This window comes from Frateuria sp. sgz306004, assembly GCF_057750885.1.
This window is the reverse complement of sequence record NZ_JBYLFE010000002.1, coordinates 666386-691118: the sequence shown is the minus strand read 5'-3', so window position 1 is coordinate 691118 and position 24733 is coordinate 666386. Positions and strand designations below refer to the sequence as shown.

Below are 24733 nucleotides of genomic sequence, written 5' to 3'. Positions count from 1 at the left end.
GCAGGGTCTTCTCGCTATCGGTGATGTGACGCCGAAGTCTGGGTGCCATGCAACACTCCTTCCGCTTGCGCGTCTATAGTGTGTTGCTTTGACCGGCTGAAGTCGCAACCAAGTGATGACGCGGAGCCGGTCGCAAACCGCCCTGGCCCGAAGGGTTGCACTGGTGTACCCAAGAGGAACCTGCGTGCGGCTCGCACTGGCCGCCAGTCAGGCGCTTCGCCAGACGCTGCTCCCTGGCGCGCACACCCACGCAACGCGGGCTACGCGGAGATCGTGAACAGGCTCCTACGGCAAGGTCAGGCCGATGGGGTTGTTCTTCATCGTGGTCGACAGCGCGGGGAACGGGTCCACGCCGGACATGGTCTTCACGTCGGCCACCGACACCACCGCACAGGTGTAGGTGCTCTCGTTGGTGCACAGGAACGCCGCAGCGCCCACGCCGGGCTCGTACACGGCCTTCCAGGTATAGGCCGGCACCGCCACGCCGTCCTTGCCGATGGTGGGAATGGTGTTGGGATCAAAGGCCGGGCCGGTCACCACATAGACCTCGCCCAACTGCGTGGCGAGGTTGCGCACGTAGGTTTCGATCTTCTCCCACTCGCCCGCATTCAACACATGCACTTGCGGCACCACGTTGGCCATGGAGAAGGTTTCGTTCTCGGAGGTGAGCGTCGACGCATCGCCTGCCGGCGTCATGTGACCACGGTCGTAACCGCTGTTCGTATAGTCGGAAGACTGCGAACGATCGGCCGTGGGGATGCCCGTTTCCTGGTGCCAGGAGCCGCTGCGGCTGATGGCGTCGGCACCGGCGATCTGTGCGGCGGTCAAATGCTCCGCCGAATACAGCGGGCCTTTGGTCACGCCCGAAGCGAGCAGCACATATTCGGTATGGCAAACCTCGGTGGTACGACTCGTCAACGATGCATCGAGCGTAGGTGCCGTACCGGCGATGTAGAAATTCGGGCACGCCGTACCGGCATACGAAGCGCCGGACACGAAGAAACAAACTGCAAGCAGCCAAGAGCCAAAGCGCAACATGTTGTTCCCCGATGATGAAAGGTGCTCCGGAACCTAGCGACGGGGCATGTCAGATCCATGACCTTTCGAGCGAGCACGCATACGATGGGGCGCGCGCTATCGATCCTGTGCGCGCCGTCACATGCCTATCGCCGTCCACTCACGAATCACCATGCCTTGATCGCCCGTTGACACGAGGCACCTGAGAAGGCCAGGCAGCGCACTTGCTCAAGCAGGCGAATGCACCGCTGGATTCCCGATTCCCAGATGACGTGGTGCGGGCCGACCAAACGCCGACCCGCACGCAGGTCACATCAACACCAGATGAAGCGATTGGTTCCGCCAATGGTGTTGCCGCACACGGCAGGCTGCGACACGTTGGCGCTCAGCACGAACTGCTGGCCCGTGGTGGTGTTGTATGCCGTCGCCGTAATGGTGGCGTCGAAGTCATTGCCCAGCGCACTGAAACGCACGGTGCAGTCGGCGCCGGTGGTGCATCCCGTCGACACCGAAAGGCGCGGCATGCTTGGAATGCTCCAGCTATAGGTGTAATTGCCCGCCGGCAGGTTCAGGAAATTGAACGTTGCCGTGTTGGGTGCCCATGGCAGCGAACCCGAGCACGAGGATTCTGCCGCGCGCGGATACGGGTAAACCTGACACACCAACTGCGGCACTGGCGTGTCCTGCGGCAAAGCTGCCAAGCGTTGGGCGTGGGAAAGACTCTGTGCCGAAGCGGCACCGACGAACGTAAGGCCTGCGACAAGAGCCGTTGCGATAAACGATTTCATGCATGCATCCCTTCGTAGCCTCCGATTGAGGCTTCGGGATTGGGCTCGTCGAATGCCCGCAGCGCAGTCAGTCAACGCCCTGAAGTGTCGTAGTCCAAGGAGCACAATGAGGCATTGCGTGCGACGACGCACATCAGCGGCTTTTGCCTCAACAAATACACCTTAGCTTGACGGCGAATATGGCCAGGGCGCTCGGCACTCACCCGACGATGTCGCGCGGCACGACTCGCTTCCGCTGCCAACCACGCATCGCTTATCGATGCCCGGCGAATCGCTCGACATCACGCGGATACACACCGCCGAGCACTGCGTTGCATGGTGAGCCAGCTACGCCCGGCCCATCGAGAAGAGTGGCTGAAAGCAACCCAGGATGAGGCGCTTGGCGTCGAAAGGCGGCTCGGTGCTGGACTCGAGTCGCCCCTCTTCGTGCATGCGCGTCTCGGCAGCGGCGAGAGCTTCCTTGTCAGGCCAGATCTGCCAGGTGAAGACGATCTTCTCGCCTGGCTTGGCGTCGACGGCACGCCGGAAATCGGTGTACTTGCCGTCGGGCACGAAGTCTTCCCAGCTCTCGACGATCTCCAGGCAACCGTATTCCTTGAAGATCTTCGCGCCGTTCTCCGCCCATCGGCGGTAATCGTCCATTCGGTCTTCAGGCACGGGGATAACCAAACCGGCAACGTACATGGCAAGGCTCCTGCGATCGGTGGAAAACGCGGATCAGCTTAGGCCATTCTGCCGTTATCGTCGCAAACGGCGACATCCACGGGCATCAGGGCCTTTAACGCAGAGGCACGGGATTCCCGCGTTCGCGGGAATGACGCGCAACGTGTATGCGGTCGCACAGCCTGACTGCACCGAACCATCGTATCCCGCGGCGCGCACGGGCGCGCCGCGCGATCACCCTCAGTAACGCGGCAAGCCTTCCACATGGCACTGTGTAACCGACTTGGCCGCATTGACCGCACCGCCTTCATCACCAGCGCGCTCGCGCAGTTCGGCGATGGTCTGCCAGTTGCGCGCGCATAGCGGGCCCAGGCGCGGCCCCAGCTCGTAGGAGCGCCGCGCCAGCTGTTCGGCGTTGGCGTAATCCTTCTGGTGGATAGCCAACTCGGCGCGATCCTGCAGCAGGTCCGGCGAGTTGGGGCTGAGCTTCATGGCCTGATCCAGCTTGACCGCCGCCGCATCGTACTGGCCGGTGCGCAGGTCGCCATCGGCGGCATCCTGCAGCGCGGCCACGCCCGGATCGCGCAGCGGATGCACGTCGATCACCGACTTCTCTTTTTCACCGGCTGCACGGATGGACGCGATGATCTGCTCATCCGAATGACTGGGCCGGGTGGCTTGCGGCGCAGGTGCACTGGGCTGGCTGCAGGCAGCGAGCAGGGCCACGGCCAGGGCGGCCGGCGCGACGGTAAGGCGAAGAAGGGTACGACGGTACATGGTCAATCTCGGATAGGTGCAGTGGAGGCCGGGGCGGGCGCGCTGTCACCGCCACCGAAGAGATTGCCGACGTGCTGCCAGAAGCAACCCTCGGCGTCCTGCGAGAGTGTACCGGCCACCACGGGCAATTGACGCGCTCCCTCGCAACCCTCTTCCGAACGCTTGCCATCGGAGGTGTTGATCCAAGCCATTTCCAGGCCTTCGCCTGGCGCCGAGGCCAATGGCCGCGTGGGCAGTTTCTTGAACAGCTCCTGCCAGGCGCGCAGGCTGCCGGTGGCGCCATAAAGGCCGCTGGGTTTGTTGTCGTCGCGCCCCATCCAGAACACCGCCAGGTGATCGCCGGTGAAGCCGGCGAACCAACTGTCACGCATGTCGTTGCTGGTGCCGGTCTTGCCGGCCGCGTTGAGGTAGGCAAGGCCCGAGTTGCCAATAGAGGCGGCCGTGCCCGAGCGCGCCACCTGCTGCATGGCCCAGGTCACCAGGCGCACCGCCGTTTGGTACTCGCCCGAGCCGGTCTTCACCTCATAGCGTTTGATGGTCTGGCCGTGGCTATCCACCACGCCGCGCACCGCAACCAGCGGCAAGGCATGGCCGTCGGCGGCGATGTACTGATAAAGCTGGGCGGCCTGCAACGGCGACATGTCCAACGCACCGATCAGCAGCGAGGGGCTGGGATTGACGCCTGTGAGGCCGAACGACTCCAGGAACGCCTTGATGCGCGGCACACCCACGCTCATGCCCAGGTTGATGGTGGCCAGGTTCCACGAATGCACCAGCGCATCGACCATCGGCACCATGCCGTGCGAATCGCCTTCGTCGTTCTTGGGCGTCCAGTAGCTGCCGTCCGGCTGGCGCATGCTGATCGGCGAATCGTCCACCGGGCTGCCCAGGTTCCAGCGCTCCGGGTTGGCCAGCGCCACCAGGTACACCAGCGGCTTCACCAGCGAACCGATCGGACGACGCGCATCGAGCGCGCGATTGAAGCCCTGATCACCGGGGATTTTGCTACCGACGATGGCGAGCACCGCGCCGGTCTGCGCCTCGGTAACCACGGCGGCGGCCTGTGCGGCTTCGCCGCGCTTGCCCAGCCCGTTGGCGGTGGTGGTGATGGCCTGCTCCGCATACATCTGCGCGGCCGGGTCGAGCGTGGTGAAGATGCTGAGATTGCCGTTGGAAAGTGTGTCGTCGTCGAAGTCGCTGGTGATCTGCGCGCGCACCAGCTGCATGAACGCCGGGAAGCGGTTATGCGGCAACTGGCCGTTGGTGACGATGCCCAGTGGCGTCGCCTTGTATGCGGCGGCCTGATCGCTCGGCAGCAAGCCCGTTTCCACGAACTGATCGAGCACGAGGTTGCGGCGCGCCAACGCGCGATCAGGGTAGCGACGCGGGTCGTAGTAGCTGGGGCCCTTCACCATGCCGATCAGCAGCGCCATCTCCTGCGGCTTGAGGTCTTCCATGCGGCGGCCGAAGTAGAACTCCGACGCGGCGGCAAAGCCGTGTACCGCCTGGTTGCCCTGCTGGCCGAGGAAGACCTCGTTGACGTACGCCTCCAGGATGCGGCTCTTGTCGTAATGCGCCTCGATGAGGATGGACATCAGCGCTTCGTTGAACTTGCGCGAAAAGTTCTGCTCGCGATCGAGGAACAGGTTGCGCACGAGCTGCTGGGTGAGCGTGGAGCCGCCTTGCACCGTGTGGCCCGCGCGCAGGTTGGCGAAGGTGGCGCGCAGGATCGCGGTGAGGTCGATGCCAAAGTGATGCTTGAAGTCGCGATCTTCCACCGCCTGCAGACCGCCAAGCAGCAGCGGCGGCACATCGGCCAGGCGCACGATGCGGCGTTCTTCCTGCTGCGAGCCGTATACGGTGGCGATACGCGCGGGGTCCAGATGGGTGATTTGCAGCGCCTTGCCGCTGCCCAGGTCCTTCACGCCAGCCACCTGCCCCTTGCCCAGGGACACGCGGATGCGCTTGGGCACTTCGCCGCCATCGGGGCCGGCATAGCCGCGCGAGGCGATGGTGTAGTTACTGCCCTCTTTCGCCCAGGTACCGGCGACCTGCCCGTGGCCGTCGTTGGAGTAGCCGGCGAAGGTGAGTTCCAACTCCAGCGCGGCGGGCGTCATGGGCGTGCCGGCAGCCAGCGGCAGCGGTCGCGCGTACACGCGCGTGGGCACGGCGAACACCAGGTCGTTGAAGCGATCCTGCACGCGCTTGTTGAGTATCAGCGTGTACGGCAGCACGAAGCCGAACAGCAGGCCCATGCACACCCAGAACGGGATGCGAATCCAGGGCCAGATGGCGCTGAGGAACTCTCGTAGACGGGTGAAGAAGGCCAAGGAAGGGGAATCCTGAACAGGAGGGCCCGGCGATCATAGGGCCTGTTTCCCGGCGGGCATCTGAACGCCGGGGGCGGTTTGTGGCGGGTAGAGGGCGGCCTGGAGCAGGTTCCGGGTCAGCGCGAACTAGCGCTGCTGCGCGGCGCCCCAGCAAGCGGCGTCGGGCTGGAACGGGCGCGGGGCCACGCCAAGTAGTCGTTCCAGCTCGCTATTGTCGGCCACCAGGTTCGACTCCAGCCGCGTCAGCGGGCCGCGCAAGCGCGGCACCATGTGCCGCCCCAGCTTCAACAGCGCCGCCGGAATCGGTATCGGCAGGGTTGGCGTCGGCAGGCTGCGGCGCACCCGCGCGAACATGTCACCCGCGGTGAGACGCTCGCCTCCGCCCAGCGGGAATACCCTCCCCGCCGCCTCCGGATGATCGAGCGCGGCAACCACGGCCGCCGCGATATCGTCGGCATGCACCGGCTGGCGCAGGCCACGCCCGGCGGGCAGCGGAAACACCCGCAAACGCATCGCGCGGCGCGCGATGGGCGTGAGGCTCTTATCCAGACCGGCACCGTAGATAAGCGTAGGGCGAAACACGGTCCACAACGCGCCCTGACGTTCGCATGCCGCCGCCAGTGCCGCCTCGCCATCGCGCAAGGTCTGGGCGATGGCGCGCTCGGCGGGCACGTCGGAGGCCTGTTTCGACTCGGCGCTCATCGAGCTGGTGGCGATCACTCGCGTACCCGGCGACAGCGTGGTGGTCGACAACCACCGGGCAAACGGCAACAGCGGACCAAAGCTGATCACCGCCAACGGGCGGCCCATGTCCGGTATGTGATCGGGCAAATAACCTTGGGACCAGCGCAACCATGGCTCGTCCACGCGCGGCACTCGACTCAACGCGCGCACCTGTTCGCCGCGCTCATGCAGGCGCGGCAGCAGAAAGCGGCCGATCTGGCTGCTGGCGCCAAATACCACAATGCTCATGCGCGATCCTCAGGGACCCGACGACAGGCGCGCCATCAAGGCGGCCAGCCGAGGGTTGCCGGGAGAAAGCTTGCGCGCGCTATCCAGCGACTGCGCCGCGCCGGGGCGATCGCCGCTTTGCAATTGCTGCTCGGCCTGGTCCATCCAGGCACCGGCCAGGCGCTGGCGCAACTGGCCCTGGCCCGCATCGCCCGGCGAAAGATCGCCCAGATCGGCCAGGCGCTCGCCAGCCACCGACAGGCGCCCGGCCGCCAATGCCTGGTTGAACTGGCTGATGGCGAGATTGGGCAAGGTTTCCAGGCCGTGGCGCGCGCTTTCGTTGTTGCCGTCGATGGCGAGCGCCTGGCGGTAAAGGTCATAGGCACTCTCGCCCGGCGGCAACATGAGCTTGCCTTGCGCGGCGGCAGCCGAGGCGCGCTGGATGGTGCGTGCCAATTCGGCGCTCTGCTGCGGCGTGAGCGGTGGATGTTGCAGGTCACCTGCCTCGTCTGCCGGCACCACCGTGTTGTTGGGTGGTACGGTGCCGGCCTTGCGGTTGTCGCCCAGGTGTGCGCGTGCTGATGCCAGCTCGGCCGAACGCGGCGCCCATTGGGCGGCCTGGTCGAGCAGCTTGCGCGCCTGCGCGTTGTCGCCGCTGTCGATAGCGGCATTGGCTTGCACGATCAACGCCTGCGCTACTTGGCCCAGGCCTGCCTTGGCATCGGCGTTGTCGGGATCGATGGCGAGCGCCGCTTTGAAATGGGCCAGTGCGGTGTCGTCCCCTTCGCCCGCGATACGGCCGGCGCGCAGTGCTTCCTGCCCTTGCTTGATGGCGTCGGTGAGCTGACCGTTGTCCTGCTGGCTGGCCTGCACCAGGGCCGCACGCAACGCCGGCAGCTCACCGTAGTTGGGCAACAGCGCGGCAAGGCGGTCGGTGAGCGCGGATGCCGTGGCGCGATCGCCCGCGTCCAGCGCCTTGTGCGCCTGGGCGGCCAGCGCCTCCCCAACCTTGTCCAAACCGTGCGAAGCCACAGCGTTGCCCGGGTCGGCCGAGAGCACCTTGCGGTACAGCGCGCCAGCGCCGTCGTCGCCGTCCAGCTTGCCGGCCTCCAGTGCAGCCTGGGCCTGTTCGATCAGGTGCCCGGTCTGCACCGAACCATTGCGGGCGTTGGCTAGTGCCTGGGAAAGACGATCCACATCGCTACCGCCACCCAACAGCTCGCGCGCGGCTGCCAGGGCCTGATCGGCCTCGTCCAGCCTGCCGGCCTGGAGCGCCGCATCGGCGCGCGCCACCTCGGCCAGGCCCACCCGGCGCAGGCCGTCGCGGGCGCGATCGTTGTCTGGCTGCAAGGCGCGCGCCGCTTCGAACAACTCGCGTGCGCTGCTGCCGTCATTGCCGTCCAGACGTCCTTCCTGCAGGGCGATTTCCGCGCGACCGAGCACGCCGTCCAGCTCGGTGCTCGGCACCAGGCCGCGCAACTTGTCCTGCTCCATCCACAACAACGTGCCGGCGCCAATCGCCAGCAACAGCACCAGCGGGATCAGCCAGCCGCGCTTGCGTTCGCGGGGCGGTGCCGGGCGCGTCGGCCCGGTGCGGCGGCGCTCGGGCTCGCTGGAAAAATGCGGCAGGCCATCGTCTTTGGGAGCCGAAGCGGGCGCATCCAAGTTGTCGAGATTGCCCAAGGTAGGCTCGGTGCGGCCTTGCGTACCGTGCTCGTGCGGGTCTTTGCGTCCGTTCATGGGCTCTGGAGGATGAGAATTATCGGCGCCACTTTAGCATCGGGCCAGCGCCCCGCCCGCGCGCCGGCGCACGGTGTTCAGCCTGCGCTGACGCGCCGTGCGTCCACCACGTTGGGCATGGCCGCCAACCGGCCGAGCAGGCTGGAGAGCTGTTCGAAGTCACGCACGCGCAAGGTAAAACGCATTTCCACCTCGCCAGTGGTGGTGAACACCCGGCTGGAGGAGGCAATGATATGGGTGCCGAAGTTGGTGATCAGGCTGGTGACATCCTTCTGCAAGCCCTTGCGATCGTAGCCATGCAGTTCGATGTCCACCTCGTAGGCCTGGGCGGCGGCCTTGCCCCACTCCACGTCGATGACGCGATCAGGATCGCGCCGCGCCAGGCGGGCAAGGCTGACGCAATCGGCGCGATGCACCGAGACACCACGCCCGCGCGTAACGAACCCCCGCACCGTGTCGCCGGGAAGCGGCTGGCAGCAGCGCGCCAAGGTGGTGAGCAGATTACCCACGCCCTCGATGCGCAACGCGCTGTGGTCGCGCAGTTGCTGGCGTTGCGTGGTCGACACGGGCGGCGGCGCGAGCACGGGCGGCGGCGCCGCCGCCTCCTGCAACACGCGGGCGATTTGCCCGGGCGCCACTTCGCCCATGGCCAGTGCCACGAGCAGTTCGTCGTGCGTTTTCAGGTGGAAGTGCGCCGGCAGCTTGCCGATGTCGGCCGCTGGCAGGGCGAGTCGCTTGAGTTCCTTTTCGAAGATGGTGCGACCCGCCGCGAGGTTGGCATCGTGGGCGATGCGACGGAACCAGGCGCGCACCTTGTCCTTGGCGCGAGAGGTATGCAGATAGCCGTGATGCGGCGATAGCCAATCGCGACTGGGCTCGGCCATCTTGGCCGTACGCACTTCCACGCGATCGCCACTGTGCGGCTGGTAGGTGAGCGGCACGATACGGCCGTTAACCTTGGCGCCGCGACAGCGATGCCCAACCTCGGTGTGCACGTGGTAGGCGAAATCGAGCACGGTGGCGCCATGCGGCAAGTCCACCACTTCGCCCTTGGGCGTGAGCAGGTAGACGCGATCTTCGAGCAGTTCGGTGTGCAGCTCGGCGGCCAGGTTCGCATCACCGTCCGCCCGCGGCTCCAGCAGGCGACGCATCCAGGCGATCTTGGCCTCGAACTCGCTGTCGCCGCTACCGCCCTCTTTGTAGCGCCAGTGCGCGGCCACGCCGAGCTCGTTGACGCGGTGCATCTCGTGCGTGCGAATCTGCACTTCCAGCGTCTTGCCGCGCGGGCCGATCACCGCGGTATGCAGCGAGCGATAGTCGTTGCCCTTGGGGCGCGCGATGTAGTCGTCGAATTCACCCGGCAGGTGCGGCCACAAGGTATGCACGACGCCGAGCGCGGCATAACAGTCGCTCACACTGTCCACCAGCACGCGGACGGCGCGAATGTCATAGAGATCGGAGAACTCCAGCGACTTGCGCTGCATTTTCTTCCAGATCGAATAGATGTGCTTCGGGCGACCGGCCAAGTCGGCGCGAATGCCGGCTTCATCGAGCGCACGCTTGAGCGTGGCGAGCGATTCGCGGATGAAATCCTCGCGATCGACGCGACGCTCGTCCAGCAGGCGTGCGATGCGCTTGTACGTATCGGGCTGTAGGTAGCGGAAGCTGAGGTCCTCCAGCTCCCACTTGAGCTGCCAGATACCCAGGCGGTTCGCCAGCGGCGCATGGATGTCACGGGTGAGCCGGGCCAGGGCCTGGCGTTCGGCATCTGGCCAAGCGCTGGCCATGCGCATGCGGGCCAACTGACGGGCCAGCAGGATGAATACCACGCGCAGATCGCGGATGATCGCCAGCAACAACCGGCGCAGGCCTTCGGCGCCGTGGTCCGCGCCATGCTGGGCATGCAACGCCCATACGCGCCCAGCCGCCACCTGGCCACCAACCAGGCGTTGCAGCTCCGCCGGCAGGGTGGGCTCGCGCGCGGCCCAAAGGGCGGGGTCCTGCTGCGACACCTCGAACCAGAGCGCGGCGGCCTGGGTCTTCGCATCGCAGCCGAGCATGGCGAGCAGTTCCAGCACATCGACGCATTCGGCCTGGTTCACCGCCACGGACGCAGCCGCCTCCAACGCCTCGCCCAGGATGGGCGGCACGTCGCCGGCGCGTTCGCGCCACTCGGCGAGACCCGAGCGTGGATAAGGGGCGGCTTGAACCATGCCGGCCATTCTAGTGCACGCGCGACGATTCCCCGACATGCCGCATGAATGCGCTTAAGTAGACGTGTATGCTCCCCGCGTTACCCCGCCCCTTTGAGAGAGGATCGCCCCATGCGTCTGGTTCGTGTATTGCCGTTGCTGCTGTGCGCCGCTGTTGCCGTACCCTCCCTCACCCTGGCCGCCGACCAGTACGTGCCGCTGCAACAGCGCATGTCGGCGGATGAGTTCAAGGCCGCCGGCCTGAACAAGTTGTCGCCGGATGAGCTGCAAAACCTCGACAATTGGCTCAGCGGCCACGGCAAGGTCGTGACGAAGATGGTGGATGCCAGCGGTAATCCGGTGTTCTATACCGGCAAGGAAAAGGTCGGCCCGATTCAAGCCCGCATTCAGGGCGGCTTTTCCGGTTTCAACGGGCACGGCGTGTTCAGCCTGGACAACGGCCAGGTCTGGAAGCAAGCCGACACCACGAGCATCGCCTGCATGTCGGCCGAATCTCCCAAGGTCACCCTGCGCCGATCGCTGATGGGCAACTGGATGATGGCCGTGGATGGCTGCCCCAGCACGACGGCCGTGGTTCGCACGCATTGATCGCACCTCGCTCGGCGGCAACGTTGTCGCCGAGCGAGTTCAGTTCAGCGCTTCCACCGCCCGCGTCAACCGCTTGGCCGACACCGGCTCGGCGGTTTTCAGCTCCTGCGCGAACAGCGACACGCGCCACTCCTCGATCAGCCAGCGCAACTCATCCAGACCTTCCGTGCCCTCGGCGCGGTACTTGAGATAATCCCGCCAGAACGGCAGCACCTGCAGCATGCGCTGCTGGTCCTTGGCAGGATCCTGACGCAGGCGCTCGGCGCGTAGGCGCATGGCCTTGAGGTAGCGCGGATAGTGCGCGAGGCGTGATGTAGGCAGGTCGCGCAGGAAGCCCGGCACCAGCAAGCCATCGAGCTGTTCGCGCAGGTCGTCGTAACTGGCGCGCGCAAAGCCCATCAACGGCGGCTGCAACCACGGCTTGAGTTCGGCCTGCGCCTCGATGATGGGCTCGGCGAGCTTCAAGCGTTCCACAGCCGCGCCGAAAAGCTCGCGTGCCGCCTGGGTATGCAGCGCCTCGAATGTACCAGCGGTGCGCACGTTCAACGTGTGTCGCGTCAGCAGGTCTCGAAAGCCGCCTTCCACCAGCGCTTCGCGCAGGCTATCCACGCTGCCGAGCGGCGCGTACTTGAGTGCGAGCGGATTGGCGATGGGCAGGCGTCTGCGCGCCTGCTTCATGTCGCTGGCGAGCGCATTGCGCAGAAGTCGGATGACGCCCTGCTCATGCGCCTCGCGTGCTTCATCACGGCGTTCGAAGACGCGCAGAGCCACCGTTTCACCCAGATCGACCAGCGCCGGGTAGGCCAGCAAGCCGCCCGCCGAGCGCACCTGCTCGGGAATCTCTTCGAAATCCCAACTGGTGACGTCTTCGCGGGTCAGTTCGATGTCGGTCTTGCGCGAGAAAGCCTCACGCGCCTGGCCTTCCCACTGCGCGCGCAGCGCCGCCAGATCGCGACCGGCGGCGAGCGTCTTGCCCTGTTCGTCGTGCAGGCGGTAGCGCATGCGGAAATGCATCGGCAGTTCGACCGCATCGAACTCGGCAGCGCTGACCTCCACACCCGTAGCGCGCTTGAGGAAGGCGGCCAGCGCCTTGCTCAATGCCTCATCACGTGGCGCCTCGGCCTCGATAAAGGCACGCGCAAAATCCGGCGCGGGCACAAAGTTGCGCCGCAGCGCCTTGGGCAGGCCGCGAATCAGTTCCGCCACCTTTTCGCCCAGCAAGCCCGGCACCAGCCATTCGCAGCGCGCGGTGGGCAAGGCATTCAACATGGCCAACGGCAGATGCAGGGTAACGCCGTCGGCCTCGTCGCCGGGCACGAAACGGTACTCCAGGCGATACTTTTGCGGCGGCACATCGAGCGACGCGGGGAAGGCCTTGGGGTCCAGCCCCGCGCCACCGCTCATCACATCGTCCAGCGACCAGCGCAGCGCCGCCTGCTCCGCCGGGCGCGCGCGGCGATACCACGCATCCAGCGCGCGGCTGTCGCTGATGTCCTCGGGCAACTTGCCCTCGAAGAAGCCGGCCAGTTCGTCCTCATGCCGCAACAGGCCTTCGCGGCGCTGCTTGGCCTCGATGCCGCGGGCGTCTTCCAGCACGCGCTGGTTGGCGCGCACAAAATCGGCGCGGGTATCGATGTCGCAACGCGCCAGCGCCTCGCGCAGGAAGATCTCGTGCGCCAGCTTGAGGTCCTGCTGGTGGAAGGTGACCGGTCGGCGTTCCACCAAGGTGAGGCCGAACAGGCTCACCTGCTCATAGGCCACCACATGGCCGCGCTTACGCGACCAGTGCGCGTCGCGACAGGAGGCGCGCAGGAGGTGGGCCGCCTGCTGCTCGATCCACAGCGGCTCCACGCGGGCGCACATCATGCCCCACACGCGACCGCCCACATCGAGGATCTGCGCGGCGAACAACCAGTTGGGCGGCGTCTTGGCGAGTGCCGAACCCGGAAACACCTGGAAGCGCCGCTCGCGCGTGCTGCGGAAAACGCCCTTGTCGTCCTTGTGACCCACCTGCGTGGGCAGGCCGGCGAGCAGGCTGCGATGGACGGCCTCGTACTGACGCGCAGCCTCGTCCTCCTCGCCGCCCTTGGCCTTGGCCGGCGGCGCGGCCGGCTCACGCGCTGCGCGAGGCTCGCGCCGGTTCGACACGGCGACGGCCTTGTCCTTGGCGCCGCCACGCACGGATGCGGCCGGCGCAGCGGCAGCGATCGATTCCAGCTTCCAGCCGAGCTCCTGCACCACAAGCAACAGCTGGCGATGCAGCTCGCGCCACTCGCGCATGCGCATGAAGCTCAGGAAATGGCGCGAACACCAGTCACGCAACTTCGATTGCGTGAGTTCCTCGTGCGCTTTGCCGTACTCGCGCCATAGATTGAGCACGCCCACGAAATCGGACTTGGGATCGGCGAAGGCCGCGTGCGCCGCATCGGCCTGCTGGCGCGCATCGGCGGGCCGCTCGCGCGGGTCCTGAATGCTGAGGAAGGCGACGATGGCCAGCGTTTCGCGCAGGCCGCCGACCTTCTGCGCTTCCACCAGCATGCGCGCCAGCTGCACGTCGATGGGCAGGCGCGCCAGCGTGCGGCCGATGGGCGTGAGGTGGCGTTGCTCGTCGATGGCCGAAATTTCGGCCAGGCGTCGATAGCCGTCCGCCACCACGCGCGGATCGGGCGCCTCCAGAAACGGAAACTCGTCCACCTCGCCCAATTGCAGCGAGAGCATGCGCAGGATCACGTTGGCCAGCGAAGAGCGCAGCAATTCGGGATCGGTATAGGCGGCGCGGCTGGCGAAGTCCGCCTCGTCGTAAAGGCGATAGCAGATGCCCGGACCCACGCGTCCGCAACGACCCTTGCGCTGGTCGGCGGCGGCGCGCGACACCGGCTCCACATGCAGGCGTTCGAGCTGGCTGCGCTGGCTGTAGCGCTTCACGCGCGCCTGGCCGGAGTCGATCACATAGCGGATGCGCGGCACCGTGAGCGAGGTTTCGGCCACGTTGGTGGCCAGCACCACGCGACGTTTGGGCCCGGGCTTGAACACGCGGTCCTGATCGCCCGCAGAAAGGCGCGCGTACAGCGGCAGCACTTCGGTTTCGCGGTACTGGCGGCGGGAAAGCAGCAAGTGCGTGTCGCGAATCTCGCGCTCGCCCGGCAGGAACACCAGCACGTCGCCGCGCGGGTCGTCATGGGTGATCTCATCGAGCACGGCGGCAATGTGGTCGGCGCCGCCCTGCGACAGGTCGCCCGCGCGTTGTCCGCGGCGAGCAGCCACCTCGTCCACCGAGCGCCAGCGCACCTCCACCGGATAGGTGCGCCCTTCCACCGAAACAATGGGCGCGCCATCGAAATGCTCGGCGAAGCGCGCGGTGTCGATGGTGGCCGAGGTGACGATGATCTTGAGCGTGGGGCGCTTGACGGCGAGGCGCTTGAGGTAGCCCAGCAGAAAATCGATGTTGAGGCTGCGCTCGTGCGCCTCGTCGATGATCAACGTGTCGTAGGCGCTCAGCCAGGGATCGCCCTGGGTTTCAGCCAGCAGGATGCCGTCGGTCATGAACTTGACCAGGGTGCGCTCGGACACCTGGTCGTTGAAGCGCACCTGGTAACCCACCTGGTCACCCAGCGGCGTGGCCAATTCCTCCGCCACGCGGTGCGCCATGGAGCGGGCGGCCAGGCGGCGTGGCTGGGTGCAGCCGATCATGCCCGCCTCGCCGCGACCGGCAGCCAGGCACAGCTTGGGCAGCTGGGTCGTCTTGCCCGAACCGGTTTCGCCGGCGATCACCACCACCTGGTGCTTGCGGATCAGCTCGACGATTTCCTCGGCGCGCGCGGTGATAGGCAGCGATTCGTCCAGGCGGATCGCCGGCTTGGCTTCGGCGCGGGCACGGCGGCGCGCCAGCGAGGCGTCGATGTCGCTGGCGAGCGCGGCGAGCTTCTTCTCGTCGAAGCGACGCGTCAGTTCGCGCCAGCGGCCGAGAAGGCGGCCGTAGTCGCGGCTGCACACCAGGTCGAGCGACTGGCGCAGCGGTCTGAGGCGGGCATCGCCGGCGGCGGGGCGGGGAGCGGGTGTCTGTGTCATCGGACCGCACATGATAGCCGCAGGCCCCGCTCTCAAGCGCCCTCCGCCGCGCAGGCACTTTCAGGCGACCGCGCCGGTCCATCGGCGGAGTGACCGAACACAAGGATGCGCCGATGCTTGTCACAGGCCAGTGCAACGCGCGCCTCACGTGCCCAGATTCCGCATGGTCGATCCGCGCCAGCAGGGGCTGGCGGGTGCGGTTTGCCTGCTCAAGGGCTTGGCAGGCGGCATTGATCCGGTCTGCGCGGATGTGGATGTGTGGGCACCATGAGCGAGAGCGAACGCATCGCCCACCACACCACCGGCGTGGACATGGTGCGCCTCGCGATCGAGCATAGCTGCCCCATGTCACCGACCGCACCCTGAGCGCCCCGGAGAGCCGGCCATAGATTTCACCTATCAATGGAATCAGGATTATTCATTTCCCTGATCAATCGCCCGCCACTAGCCTTGGGGGCAGTCCTCATTTCGACGTCACCCTCAAGGAGCACGCCATGGCCATTTCCATCGGTATCGCCAAGAAAGATCGCGAGCAGATCGGCGAGCATCTGTCCAAGCTGCTCGCCGACACCTACTCGCTGTATCTGAAAACCCACAGCTTCCACTGGAACATCACCGGGCCGCACTTCAACAGCCTGCATACGATGTTCGAAACCCAGTACAACGAACTGTGGCTGGCGGCCGACGAGATCGCCGAGCGCATCCGCACCCTGGACGTGTTCGCCCCGGGCTCCTACAGCCAGTTCGGCAAGCTCACCTCCATCAAGGAAGAAGCCGGCGTGCCCGACTGGAAGGAGATGGTCGGCCAGTTGGTGGAGGGCCATGAGATCGCCGCCCATACTGCGCGCCAAGTCATCAAGGTGGCCGACGAGGCGGGCGACGAAGGCACCGCCGACATCGTGACCGGCCGCCTGAAAGAGCATGAGAAGACCGCCTGGATGCTGCGCTCGCTGCTCAAATGATCGCCACGCTTGAAGGGGCTCTCCTCGCGGAAGCCCCGGGCGGTACCGGGCGTATCGATCCGGCCCGTCACGCGCTTTGAACATCCCCTGCAAATACCGGCGCACCGCGGCGGGAGGCCTGACCTCGGGCTGACCACCCCGGTGCCGCCTTTATTGAGCGAAAAGCGCGTCAACGTTAAGCTCCCTGTGCTTTTCGGCCTCGTGTGAGGCAGCCCACGGGGACCGTTTTGAGCACCACAGCAACCACCCAACACGACAGCCGGCACCCGCTGCTCTCAGCCATCCTGCTCGCCCTGATCGTCGCGGCCATGAACATCGGCCTATGGTGGTGGAGCAATCTGCCGCACGGCCCCGAGGACTGGAAAGGCCCGATCAACGGCTTTGCCCTGTCCGCCTTCCAGCGCTATCAGAATCCGCTGAAGAACGATTTCCCTTCCGATGACGAAGTGGACAGCGACCTCAAGCTGATCAGTCGCTACACCTCGCGCATCCGCACCTACTCGATGCTGCAGAACCCGCAGACCTATCGTCTGGCGGAGAAGGATGGCCTGCAGGTGATGGCCGGCGCGTGGATCGACCGTCGCCTGGACAACAACGAAAACGAGATCGAGGCGCTGATCGCCCAGTCCCGCCGTTACCCCAACGCGATCAATCGCGTGCTGGTGGGTAACGAGGTGCTGTTCCGCAACGACATCCCGCCCGAACAGCTGATGGCGTATGCCGACCGCGTGCGCGCCGCGATCCACCAGCCGGTGTCGATCGCCGAGCCGTTCCATATCTGGGCCAAGTACCCGGAGCTGGCCGACCACGTGGACTTCATCACCGTGCACCTGTTCCCGTACTGGAACGGCATCCCGGTGACCGGCCCCGGCAAAGGCATCGACGCGTTCCCCGCGGTGGCCGACGCACTGGGCAGCTACGAGTCGCTCAAGAAGATGTTCCCGAACAAGCCGATCGTGATCGGCGAAATCGGCTGGCCGTCCAACGGCGACCGCTTCAAGTACGCCGACCCGTCGGTGTCCAACGAGGCGATTTTCCTGCGCACGTGGTTCAACGAAGCCAAGAAGCGCAACATCGACTATTACGTGATGGAGGCCTTCGACCAGCCCTGGAAGGAGAAGCTCTCCGGCCGCACCGAAGCCTACTGGGGCATGTTCAATGCCGACCGTCAGCTGAAGTTCCCGTTCCTCGGCCCGGTGACCGAAGACACCGCGTGGCCGTGGAAGGCGCTGGCCGCGAGCCTGTTGGCGCTGCTGCCGATGGTCTGGTTCGCCCGCCACTACAGCCGCTTCAAGCTGATGGGCCGGTTCTTCTTCTGCGCGCTGATCCAGCTGGCCTGCGGCCTGATCGTGTGGTCGGCCACCCTGCCCTTCAATTTCTACCTGAGCTGGGTCGACTGGACCATGCTGGTGCTGCTGTTCCCGGCCCAGATCGCCATTCTCGCCATCCTGCTCATCAATGGCTTCGAGTTCACCGAAGTACTGTGGCGCCGTAACTGGGTGCGTCATGCGGGCATGCTCACGCCCGATCCGGTGGAAAAGCAGCCGTTCGTGTCGATCCATCTGGCCTGCTACAACGAGCCGCCGGAAATGGTCATCGTCACGCTCGATTCGCTGGCCGCGCTGGAATACCAAAACTTCGAAGTGCTGGTGATCGACAACAACACCAAGGACCCGGCGATCTGGAAGCCGGTGCAGGAATACTGCGGAAAGCTCGGCCCCAAGTTCCGCTTCTTCCATCTGGAACCGTGGCCGGGCTTCAAGGCCGGCGCGCTCAACTTCGGCCTGAAGGAAACCAACCCCGAAGCCGACGTGGTCGCCGTGATCGACGCCGACTACGTGGTGCGCAAGGACTGGCTCGCCTCGCTCACCGGTTACTTCCATGACCCGAAGGTGGCCGTGGTGCAGTGCCCGCAGGCCCACCGCGACTTCGAGCACAACCGCTTCCGCCGCATGACCGCGTGGGAGTACGACGGCTTCTTCCGCATCGGCATGCACCACCGCAACGAGCGCAACGCCATCATCCAGCACGGCACCATGACCATGGTGCGCCGCTCGGCCCTGGAAGGCACCGGCGGCTGGTCCGAATGGACCATCTGCGAAGACGCCGAGCTCGGCCTGCGCCTGATGCACGCCGGCTACGAGCTGGTCTACGTGGACGAGCTGATGGGCGTGGGCCTGACCCCGGCCGACTTCAAGGCATACAAGAGCCAGCGCTACCGCTGGGCCTTCGGCGCCATGCAGATCCTCAAGGGTCGCTGGGACTGGATGACCCGCAAGGGCCCGCTTACCGGCGGCCAGCGCTTCCACTTCCTCACCGGCTGGTTCAGCTGGTTCGCCGATGCGCTGCACCTGATCTTCACCATGATGGCGATCTTCTGGACCGCCGGCATGGTGGCCTTCCCGTCCGTGTTCAGTCTGCCGATGCAGCTGTTCCTGATCCCGGTGATTGGGTTCTTCTTTGCCAAGGCCATCTTCGGCATCGTGCTCTACCGTGCGCGTGTTCCCTGCAGCTGGTACGACACGCTGATGGCGTCGCTGGCCAGCATGGGCCTGTCGCACGCCATCGCGCGCGGCATCCTGCACGGCCTCACCCGCGAGAAGACCTCCTTCGTGGTGACCGCCAAGAGCCGTCGCCTGGGCGGCAGCAATTTCGCGGCGTTCGCCCCGGTGCGCGAGGAGCTGCTGATGGCCATCGCCCTGCTCGGCTGCGTCATCGGCATGGGTCTGCGCTTCGGCACGAGTTACCTGGAAGGCATGCTGTGGATGTTCATCCTGGCTGCGCAGTCCATTCCGTACGTGTCGGCCGTGGTGGGTGCATGGATCGCACACAAGGCAGGCGACAAGGCCGGCTGATGCATCAGCCGGCCACCGGGCGTCGTTCATCGGCCGCCCATGGCCAATCGGCTAAGCTTGTTCCGCGCGTGTCACTGGCACGCGCATTCCATTTCCAGGACGGAACAAGGACCGCATGCGCCGATTTCGACGCCTGACGCTGCTGCCGCTGTTGTTCGCCCCGCTGCTCGCGCATGCCGGGGTGCAGCTGGTGGTGGATGGCGTGGACGATCCGCTGAAGCTGGCGGTGACCTCGGGCGTGGACCTCGCCCAGTACGCCAATCGCGACGTCACCGAAGCGCAGGTACGCCGCCTGTACGACAAGTCGCTGGAGCAGGCCAAGACCGCGCTGGAGCCGTACGGCTATTACGAGGCCGCGGTGCAGGGGCAGCTCGAACCCACCGGCAACGATTGGCGGGTGACCTTGCACGTGACGCCCGGGGCGCCGGTCAAGGTCGCCGCCGTGGACCTGCAACTGGATGCCAAGGCCGCCGACATCCCCGCGATCCGTCGCGCCAAGCGCGCCATCGAGAACCTCAAGGGCCAAACGCTCGACCACGGCGCTTATGACAGCGCGCGCGACACGCTGAGCGGCACGCTCACCGCCAACGGCTTCCTCGACGCCCGCCTCATCACCCACACGGTGGAAGTGAACCGTGGCGAGCGCAGCGCGGTGATCAAGCTCGCCTGGGAGGCCGGCCCGCGCTACCGCTTTGGCGAAGTGCATTTCGAAGGCTCGCAATTTCGCGAAGGCCTGCTCGACCGCTATGTGCCCTTCAAGCAGGGCGAGTACTTCGCCCAGGACAAGCTGCTCCAGTTGCAGCAGGCCCTGAACGGCGCCGACTACTTTTCGGTCGTGAACGTGCTGCCCGACGTCGACGACAAGAAAAACGGCGTGGTCGACGTCAACGTGGAGCTGGTGCCCGCCAAGCGCACCATCTACACCGGTGGGCCCTTCATCGGCACCGACACCGGCTTTGGCGTGCGCCTGGGCAGCGAGCGCCGCTGGGTCAACCGGCGCGGCCACAAGTGGAAGAACGAGGCGGTGATCGCGCAGAACCTCAAGACGCTTTCCACGCTCTATTCCGTGCCGATGCCCGGCCCCAACCAGCGCAGCTTCAACTACGGCGCCACCTATCGCGACTCCAACACCGACACCTCCAAGTCCAAGACGCTGGAAGTGGTCGCCAACGAAACACGCGAATGGCATGGCTGGGTGCGCACCATCGGCATCCATGCCCTGGACGGCACCTTCACCGTCGGCAAGCAGAGCGGCGAGCCGGACAACGCGCCAGGTGTGGAACGCGGCAACAGCAACCTGTTCTATCCAGAGGTGTCGCTATCGCGCAAATCGGGCGACAACCCCATCTTCGTGCGCAACGGCTGGTCGCTGACACTGGCCGCGCGCGGCACGGTCGGCGGCCTGCTCTCCGATGCGGCCTTCAGCCAGGTCACCGCCGACGCCAAGTGGATCACCTCCTTCGCCGGCAACAATCGCCTGATCCTGCGCGGCTCGGGTGGCATGACCTGGACCAACGACTTCTCCTCCCTGCCGCCGCAATTGCGCTTCTTCGCTGGCGGCGACCGTTCGGTACGCGGTTACGGCTATCAGACCATCGGCCCCAAGAACGATTTCGGTCGCGTGATCGGCGGCAAGAACCTGTTGGTGGGCAGCACCGAGGTGGAGCACTACTTCAGCCGCAACTGGGGCATGGCTGCCTTCGTCGATGCCGGCAACGCCTTCGACGGCACGGACTATCGCCCCAAGATCGGCGCGGGCCTGGGTGTACGCTGGCTTTCGCCGGTGGGCATGATCCGAGTGGATCTGGGCACGCCGGTGCATAACCCGGATGACCATGGCGTGGAATTGCACGTCGTGATCGGGCCGGACCTGTGAGAACGATGCGATGACCGCCGCCACACCCGCCGCATCCCCTGCCCCCGCGCCGCGCGCGCCTCGTCGCTGGCTGCGCTGGAGCCTGTACACGCTGTTGGCCTTGCTGCTGATCGTGCTGCTTTTTGTGGGCTGGTTGCTGGGCACGGGTTCGGGCCTGCGTTTCGCCCTGGCCCGCGCTGAGGGCTTTACCCACGGCGCGCTCAGCGTGCAATCGGCCCAGGGTCGCCTGCTCGGCCCACTCGATGTCACGGGCCTGCGTTATGCCGATGGCGAGGGTCTGGACGTACGCGTCACCCGCGCGCACCTGAACTTGCGCGCCAGCGCGTTGCTGCGCAAACGCCTGCACGTACTCACCCTCGACGTCGGCGACGTCGACGTGACGCTGCCCAAGAGCAAGCCGGAAGAGCCCGCCAGCGAAAGCAGCTTCTCGTGGAAACCGCCGTTCGACATGCTGCTCGATCGCCTGCACGTTGGCGCCGTGCATGTTCGCCAGGACGGACAAGCCCTGTTCGCCTCCGACTCGCTCGACCTGGCCGGCGGCTGGACGCAGCGCGGCATCGAGCTTCACCAACTGGCGCTGCGCGCACCGGACGGCCAGGCAGACCTCGATGGCCGCCTCGTCATCGCCGGCAACTACAGCGGCGACAGCAAGGCGTCTTTCGCCTGGCGCGTGGCCGACACCGAGTACGCCGGTCAATTGGATGCCCATGGCGATGGCAAGCAGGCCGACGTGGAACTGCAGCTCACCCAGCCCATGGCGGCCCGCCTGCACCTGCACCTGGCGCAAAGCGGTGACTACGCGTGGAAAGCCACGCTGGACGCCCCCGGCTTCAACCCAAAGCCGTTGCTCGGCGACAGCGCGCTCACCCATCTGGCCGCCGCGCTGGAGGCCGAGGGCGACAAACGCGGCGGCACGCTCAACGGCAAGCTCGACCTCAACGACTATCAACTCCTGTTGCATCCGCTGAAGGCGCATTTCAGCGACGACCTCAACACGCTCACCATCGACCAGCTCGCGCTCGGCTCGCCGCAATTGAAAGGTGATGTCACGGCGCACGGCATCGTGCAGCTGGGCGCCAACCCGCTCACCGCCGACCTTACGCTCGACTGGCAAGGCGTGGAGCTGCCCGAGGAGTGGGCCGGACAACGCCTGCTGAGCCACGGCCGCCTGCAGGCCAAGGGCAGCGCGCAGCAGTTTCACGCCGAGGGTGCGCTGGGCATCGGCCCCGAGGGCAAGCTGGCCGATGTCATCCTCAACCTCGATGGCACTCAGCAGCTCATCAACGTGCACGAGCTGACCATCAAGCAGCCGCAAGGCCATTTCACCGCCAACGGCTCGCTCACCCTGCAGCCGGATTTCGGCTGGCAGCTTGAGGCCAAGGCCAGCAAGTTCGATCCGGGCCAGCTGTTCGCCGAATGGAAGGGCTCGCTGGATGCCGACCTTGTCTCGCAGGGCACCCTGCCTCAGGGGCACCCGGATGTCACGCTCGACATCCGCCAACTCGATGGCCGCCTGCGCGACCGCAACGTGCACGGCGACGGCAAGCTTCATCTGCCGCCCGAGGGCGTGCTGGATGGCACGTTGCACCTGATCTCCGGCGGCAGCGATGTGCAGGTGGATGCGCAACCGGGCAGCAGCAACAACATCACCGTCAAGCTGGCCGTCGCCACCCTGGGCGACTGGCTGCCCGATGCGGCGGGCCGCCTGCAAGGCACCGTCCGCGTGCGTGGCAAATACCCCGCGCTGGCGGTGGACAGCAACCTGCAAGGCAGCACGCTCGGCTATGCCGGGCAAACCGTGGACAGTCTGCATCTGCTGGCCGACCTGCCGGACATCAGCCACCCCGGCGGCAAGCTCGATGTGCAAGCCGCCAACGTCAACGCCGTCGGTCTGCACTTCAACCAGTTGAACGTGCACGGCAACGGCACCGCCGATCGCCACAGCCTCACGCTGGAAGCGCGCGGCCAGCCGCTCTCGGCCGAACTCGCCTTGAGCGGTAGCCTGGACAAGAACCAGGCATGGAACGGTACGCTCTCCACACTCAACCTGGACCTGGCGGGCCTGCCACGCTGGCGCCTGCAACAAGGCAGCGCCCTGTCGTACAAGGACGGCGCCTTCGCCATCGCCGAACTCTGCCTCACCGCTGGCGATCCGCTGCTGTGCGCCGCCGCCAAACAGGACAAAGCCGGCAACCTCGACGCCAGCTATCGCCTGCACCACCTTCCCATCGCGCTGCTGATGAGCGCCGCCAGCACGGCCAGCGTGCCGATGCGCGTGGAAGGCACGCTGGAAGGCAACGGCAGCGTGCGTCGCAATACCGCGGGCGCGCTCACCGGCAACGCGTCCATCACGTCCGCACGCGGTTCGATCGCCTACGCCGATCACCCCGACCAGCCGATGCTGACGTACGACCAGCTCGCGTTGACGGCCCAGCTCAGCCCATCCAGCCAGCGCGTGGAGCTGCACGCGGGGCTTAGCGACAACGGCCGCCTCGATGGCCAGCTCACGCTCACTGGTGCGCAGCAGGCCCTGGGTGGTCACGTTTCCGTGCACGTGAATAACCTGGCGCTGCTCGAAATCCTCACGACCGAAGTGGTGAACCCCAAGGGCGCCTTGCTCGGCGAATTCAGCCTTGGCGGCACGCTCGCCCAGCCGGCCATCAACGGGCAGGCCAACCTGAGCAACTTCGCCGCGGAAATTCCGGCCATGGGTCTGAAGCTCAGCCAAGGCCAGGTGGTGGTATCCACGCACGATGCACGCACATTCCGCCTCGACGGCAGCGTGCACTCGGGTGACGGAGCGCTGATGTTAGCCGGCACCGCGACACTCGGTGATCAAGCGCAAAGCGTGCTGTCGGTAAAGGGCAGCAATGTGCGGGTGGTGGATATTCCCGCCGCCAAGGTCGCCGTGACGCCGGACCTTTCCGTGCGCCACAACGCCAACGGCCTGGACATCAGCGGCAACGTCACCCTCGACAATGCCGAAGTGAACCTGGACAAGCTCCCCGGCACCGGCGCCACCAAGGCTTCGCCCGATGTGGTCGTAGTGGACGAAAAGCAGCGCGAGGAAGCGGCGAGCAACCTGCCGATCAATGCCACCGTCACGGTGAACCTTGGCAACAAGACCCACATGATCGGCATGGGGCTGGACGGCAAGCTGCGTGGCCAGTTGGTGGTGAGCGAACGCCCCGGGCGCGCGGCCACGGGTCAGGGCCAGATCGAGGTGGACGGCACCTATAAGGCCTACGGCCAGAACCTGCAGATCGAGCGCGGGCAACTGCTGTTCGCCAGCACGCCCATCGACAACCCGGGCCTCAACATCCGCGCGGTGCGCAAGCTCAACCCCAACGCCACCATCGACGATGGGCAAAAGGTGGGCCTCTACATCGCCGGCACGGCGCAACGCCCCGTACTGACGGTGTTCTCGCAACCGGTGATGGAGCAGTCGGATGCGCTCTCCTACCTGGTCACCGGCAAGCCGCTGTCGCAGGTGCGTGGTGGCGAAGGCAACATGGTGGGCGCGGCAGCGCAAGCGCTGGGTTCGGCCACCGGCAACCTGCTGGCCAAGAGTATCGGCTCTCGCCTGGGCATCGACGATATCGGCGTGAGCAGCAACGACGCGCTCAATGGCAGCTCGGCCTTCACGGTGGGCAAGTACCTCTCGCCACGCCTGTACCTGAGCTATGGCGTGGGTTTGTTCGACCCGGGCCAAGTGATCACGCTGCGTTACCACTTCAACGCACGCTGGAATTTCGAGGCACAGAACGCCACCGACTTCAGCCGCGCCAGCCTCAACTACCGCTACGAGAAATAGGCGCTCCCGCCAGGCGGGAGCGCATGGCGTCAGCAGCCGCACACAACACAGCTGTCAGCCACTGCCCATAGCCCATAGGTCATGCCCACCC

General features: G+C 66.0%; 14 protein-coding genes. 5 read left to right on the top strand and 9 right to left on the bottom strand.

Annotation, left to right across the window (positions count from 1 at the left end):
• Nucleotides 1-285 precede the first annotated feature (285 nt).
• The 8 genes from AC3G2C_RS06285 to AC3G2C_RS06250 form a co-directional block, all read right to left on the bottom strand.
• On the bottom strand, nucleotides 286-1038 hold the full coding sequence (locus AC3G2C_RS06285) for a DNA/RNA non-specific endonuclease (protein WP_488383755.1): 753 nt from the start codon (nucleotides 1036-1038) through the stop codon (nucleotides 286-288).
• A gap of 293 nt (nucleotides 1039-1331) precedes the next feature.
• Entirely contained in the window at nucleotides 1332-1805 is a 474-nt protein-coding gene (locus AC3G2C_RS06280; RefSeq protein ID WP_488383754.1) for a hypothetical protein, read from the bottom strand.
• Between the two features lie 327 nt (nucleotides 1806-2132).
• A complete protein-coding gene (locus tag AC3G2C_RS06275) occupies nucleotides 2133-2489 on the bottom strand; it encodes a DUF1428 domain-containing protein (protein WP_488383753.1) in 357 nt (118 codons plus the stop codon).
• Nucleotides 2490-2708: 219 nt separating this feature from the next.
• Nucleotides 2709-3245, bottom strand: coding sequence for a tetratricopeptide repeat protein (locus AC3G2C_RS06270; RefSeq protein WP_488383752.1), 537 nt, complete (start codon nucleotides 3243-3245; stop codon nucleotides 2709-2711).
• Between the two features lie 2 nt (nucleotides 3246-3247).
• Nucleotides 3248-5575 carry a penicillin-binding protein 1B gene (gene mrcB / locus AC3G2C_RS06265; RefSeq protein ID WP_488383751.1) on the bottom strand — a complete coding sequence of 776 codons (2328 nt, stop codon included), beginning with the start codon at nucleotides 5573-5575 and terminating at the stop codon, nucleotides 3248-3250.
• 126 nt (nucleotides 5576-5701) lie between these two features.
• Nucleotides 5702-6547 (bottom strand): SDR family oxidoreductase, encoded by an 846-nt coding sequence (locus AC3G2C_RS06260; protein ID WP_488383750.1) that lies wholly within the window; start codon nucleotides 6545-6547, stop codon nucleotides 5702-5704.
• Between the two features lie 9 nt (nucleotides 6548-6556).
• Nucleotides 6557-8266, bottom strand: coding sequence for a tetratricopeptide repeat protein (locus AC3G2C_RS06255; RefSeq protein WP_488383749.1), 1710 nt, complete (start codon nucleotides 8264-8266; stop codon nucleotides 6557-6559).
• Nucleotides 8267-8343: 77 nt separating this feature from the next.
• Nucleotides 8344-10479, bottom strand: coding sequence for a RelA/SpoT family protein (locus tag AC3G2C_RS06250; RefSeq protein WP_488383748.1), 2136 nt, complete (start codon nucleotides 10477-10479; stop codon nucleotides 8344-8346).
• Nucleotides 10480-10590: 111 nt separating this feature from the next.
• On the opposite strand from AC3G2C_RS06250, the gene AC3G2C_RS06245 reads away from it, so the two are divergent.
• Nucleotides 10591-11067 (top strand): hypothetical protein, encoded by a 477-nt coding sequence (locus AC3G2C_RS06245; protein WP_488383747.1) that lies wholly within the window; start codon nucleotides 10591-10593, stop codon nucleotides 11065-11067.
• 39 nt (nucleotides 11068-11106) lie between these two features.
• On the opposite strand, the gene hrpA is transcribed toward AC3G2C_RS06245, so the two are convergent.
• Nucleotides 11107-15135, bottom strand: coding sequence for an ATP-dependent RNA helicase HrpA (gene hrpA / locus AC3G2C_RS06240; protein WP_488383746.1), 4029 nt, complete (start codon nucleotides 15133-15135; stop codon nucleotides 11107-11109).
• A gap of 494 nt (nucleotides 15136-15629) precedes the next feature.
• Here hrpA and AC3G2C_RS06235 point away from each other — a divergent pair, with 494 nt between their 5' ends.
• The 4 genes from AC3G2C_RS06235 to AC3G2C_RS06220 all read left to right on the top strand — a co-directional run bounded on the left by AC3G2C_RS06235 (nucleotide 15630) and on the right by AC3G2C_RS06220 (nucleotide 24642).
• The gene (locus AC3G2C_RS06235) at nucleotides 15630-16097 is read left to right on the top strand and encodes a Dps family protein (RefSeq protein ID WP_488383745.1); all 468 of its coding nucleotides are present in this window, start codon (nucleotides 15630-15632) and stop codon (nucleotides 16095-16097) included.
• A 227-nt stretch (nucleotides 16098-16324) separates the two neighbouring features.
• The gene (locus AC3G2C_RS06230; RefSeq protein ID WP_488383744.1) at nucleotides 16325-18952 is read left to right on the top strand and encodes a glycosyltransferase; all 2628 of its coding nucleotides are present in this window, start codon (nucleotides 16325-16327) and stop codon (nucleotides 18950-18952) included.
• 115 nt (nucleotides 18953-19067) lie between these two features.
• Entirely contained in the window at nucleotides 19068-20828 is a 1761-nt protein-coding gene (locus AC3G2C_RS06225; protein ID WP_488383743.1) for an autotransporter assembly complex protein TamA, read from the top strand.
• Between the two features lie 10 nt (nucleotides 20829-20838).
• Complete coding sequence (locus tag AC3G2C_RS06220; protein WP_488383742.1) at nucleotides 20839-24642, top strand: translocation/assembly module TamB domain-containing protein; 3804 nt, start codon at nucleotides 20839-20841, stop codon at nucleotides 24640-24642.
• The last annotated feature ends 91 nt before the right edge of the window (nucleotides 24643-24733 follow it).

Excerpts from the sequence above, each read along its gene's own strand:
- AC3G2C_RS06270 (WP_488383752.1), bottom strand. The coding sequence starts at position 3,245 with ATGTACCGTCGTACCCTTCTTCGCCTTACCGTCGCGCCGGCCGCCCTG.
- hrpA (WP_488383746.1), bottom strand. The coding sequence starts at position 15,135 with ATGACACAGACACCCGCTCCCCGCCCCGCCGCCGGCGATGCCCGCCTC.
- AC3G2C_RS06235 (WP_488383745.1), top strand. The coding sequence starts at position 15,630 with ATGGCCATTTCCATCGGTATCGCCAAGAAAGATCGCGAGCAGATCGGC.
- AC3G2C_RS06255 (WP_488383749.1), bottom strand. The coding sequence starts at position 8,266 with ATGAACGGACGCAAAGACCCGCACGAGCACGGTACGCAAGGCCGCACC.
- AC3G2C_RS06280 (WP_488383754.1), bottom strand. The coding sequence starts at position 1,805 with ATGAAATCGTTTATCGCAACGGCTCTTGTCGCAGGCCTTACGTTCGTC.
- AC3G2C_RS06225 (WP_488383743.1), top strand. The coding sequence starts at position 19,068 with ATGCGCCGATTTCGACGCCTGACGCTGCTGCCGCTGTTGTTCGCCCCG.
- AC3G2C_RS06220 (WP_488383742.1), top strand. The coding sequence starts at position 20,839 with ATGACCGCCGCCACACCCGCCGCATCCCCTGCCCCCGCGCCGCGCGCG.
- AC3G2C_RS06250 (WP_488383748.1), bottom strand. The coding sequence starts at position 10,479 with ATGGTTCAAGCCGCCCCTTATCCACGCTCGGGTCTCGCCGAGTGGCGC.
- AC3G2C_RS06245 (WP_488383747.1), top strand. The coding sequence starts at position 10,591 with ATGCGTCTGGTTCGTGTATTGCCGTTGCTGCTGTGCGCCGCTGTTGCC.
- AC3G2C_RS06285 (WP_488383755.1), bottom strand. The coding sequence starts at position 1,038 with ATGTTGCGCTTTGGCTCTTGGCTGCTTGCAGTTTGTTTCTTCGTGTCC.
- AC3G2C_RS06275 (WP_488383753.1), bottom strand. The coding sequence starts at position 2,489 with ATGTACGTTGCCGGTTTGGTTATCCCCGTGCCTGAAGACCGAATGGAC.
- AC3G2C_RS06260 (WP_488383750.1), bottom strand. The coding sequence starts at position 6,547 with ATGAGCATTGTGGTATTTGGCGCCAGCAGCCAGATCGGCCGCTTTCTG.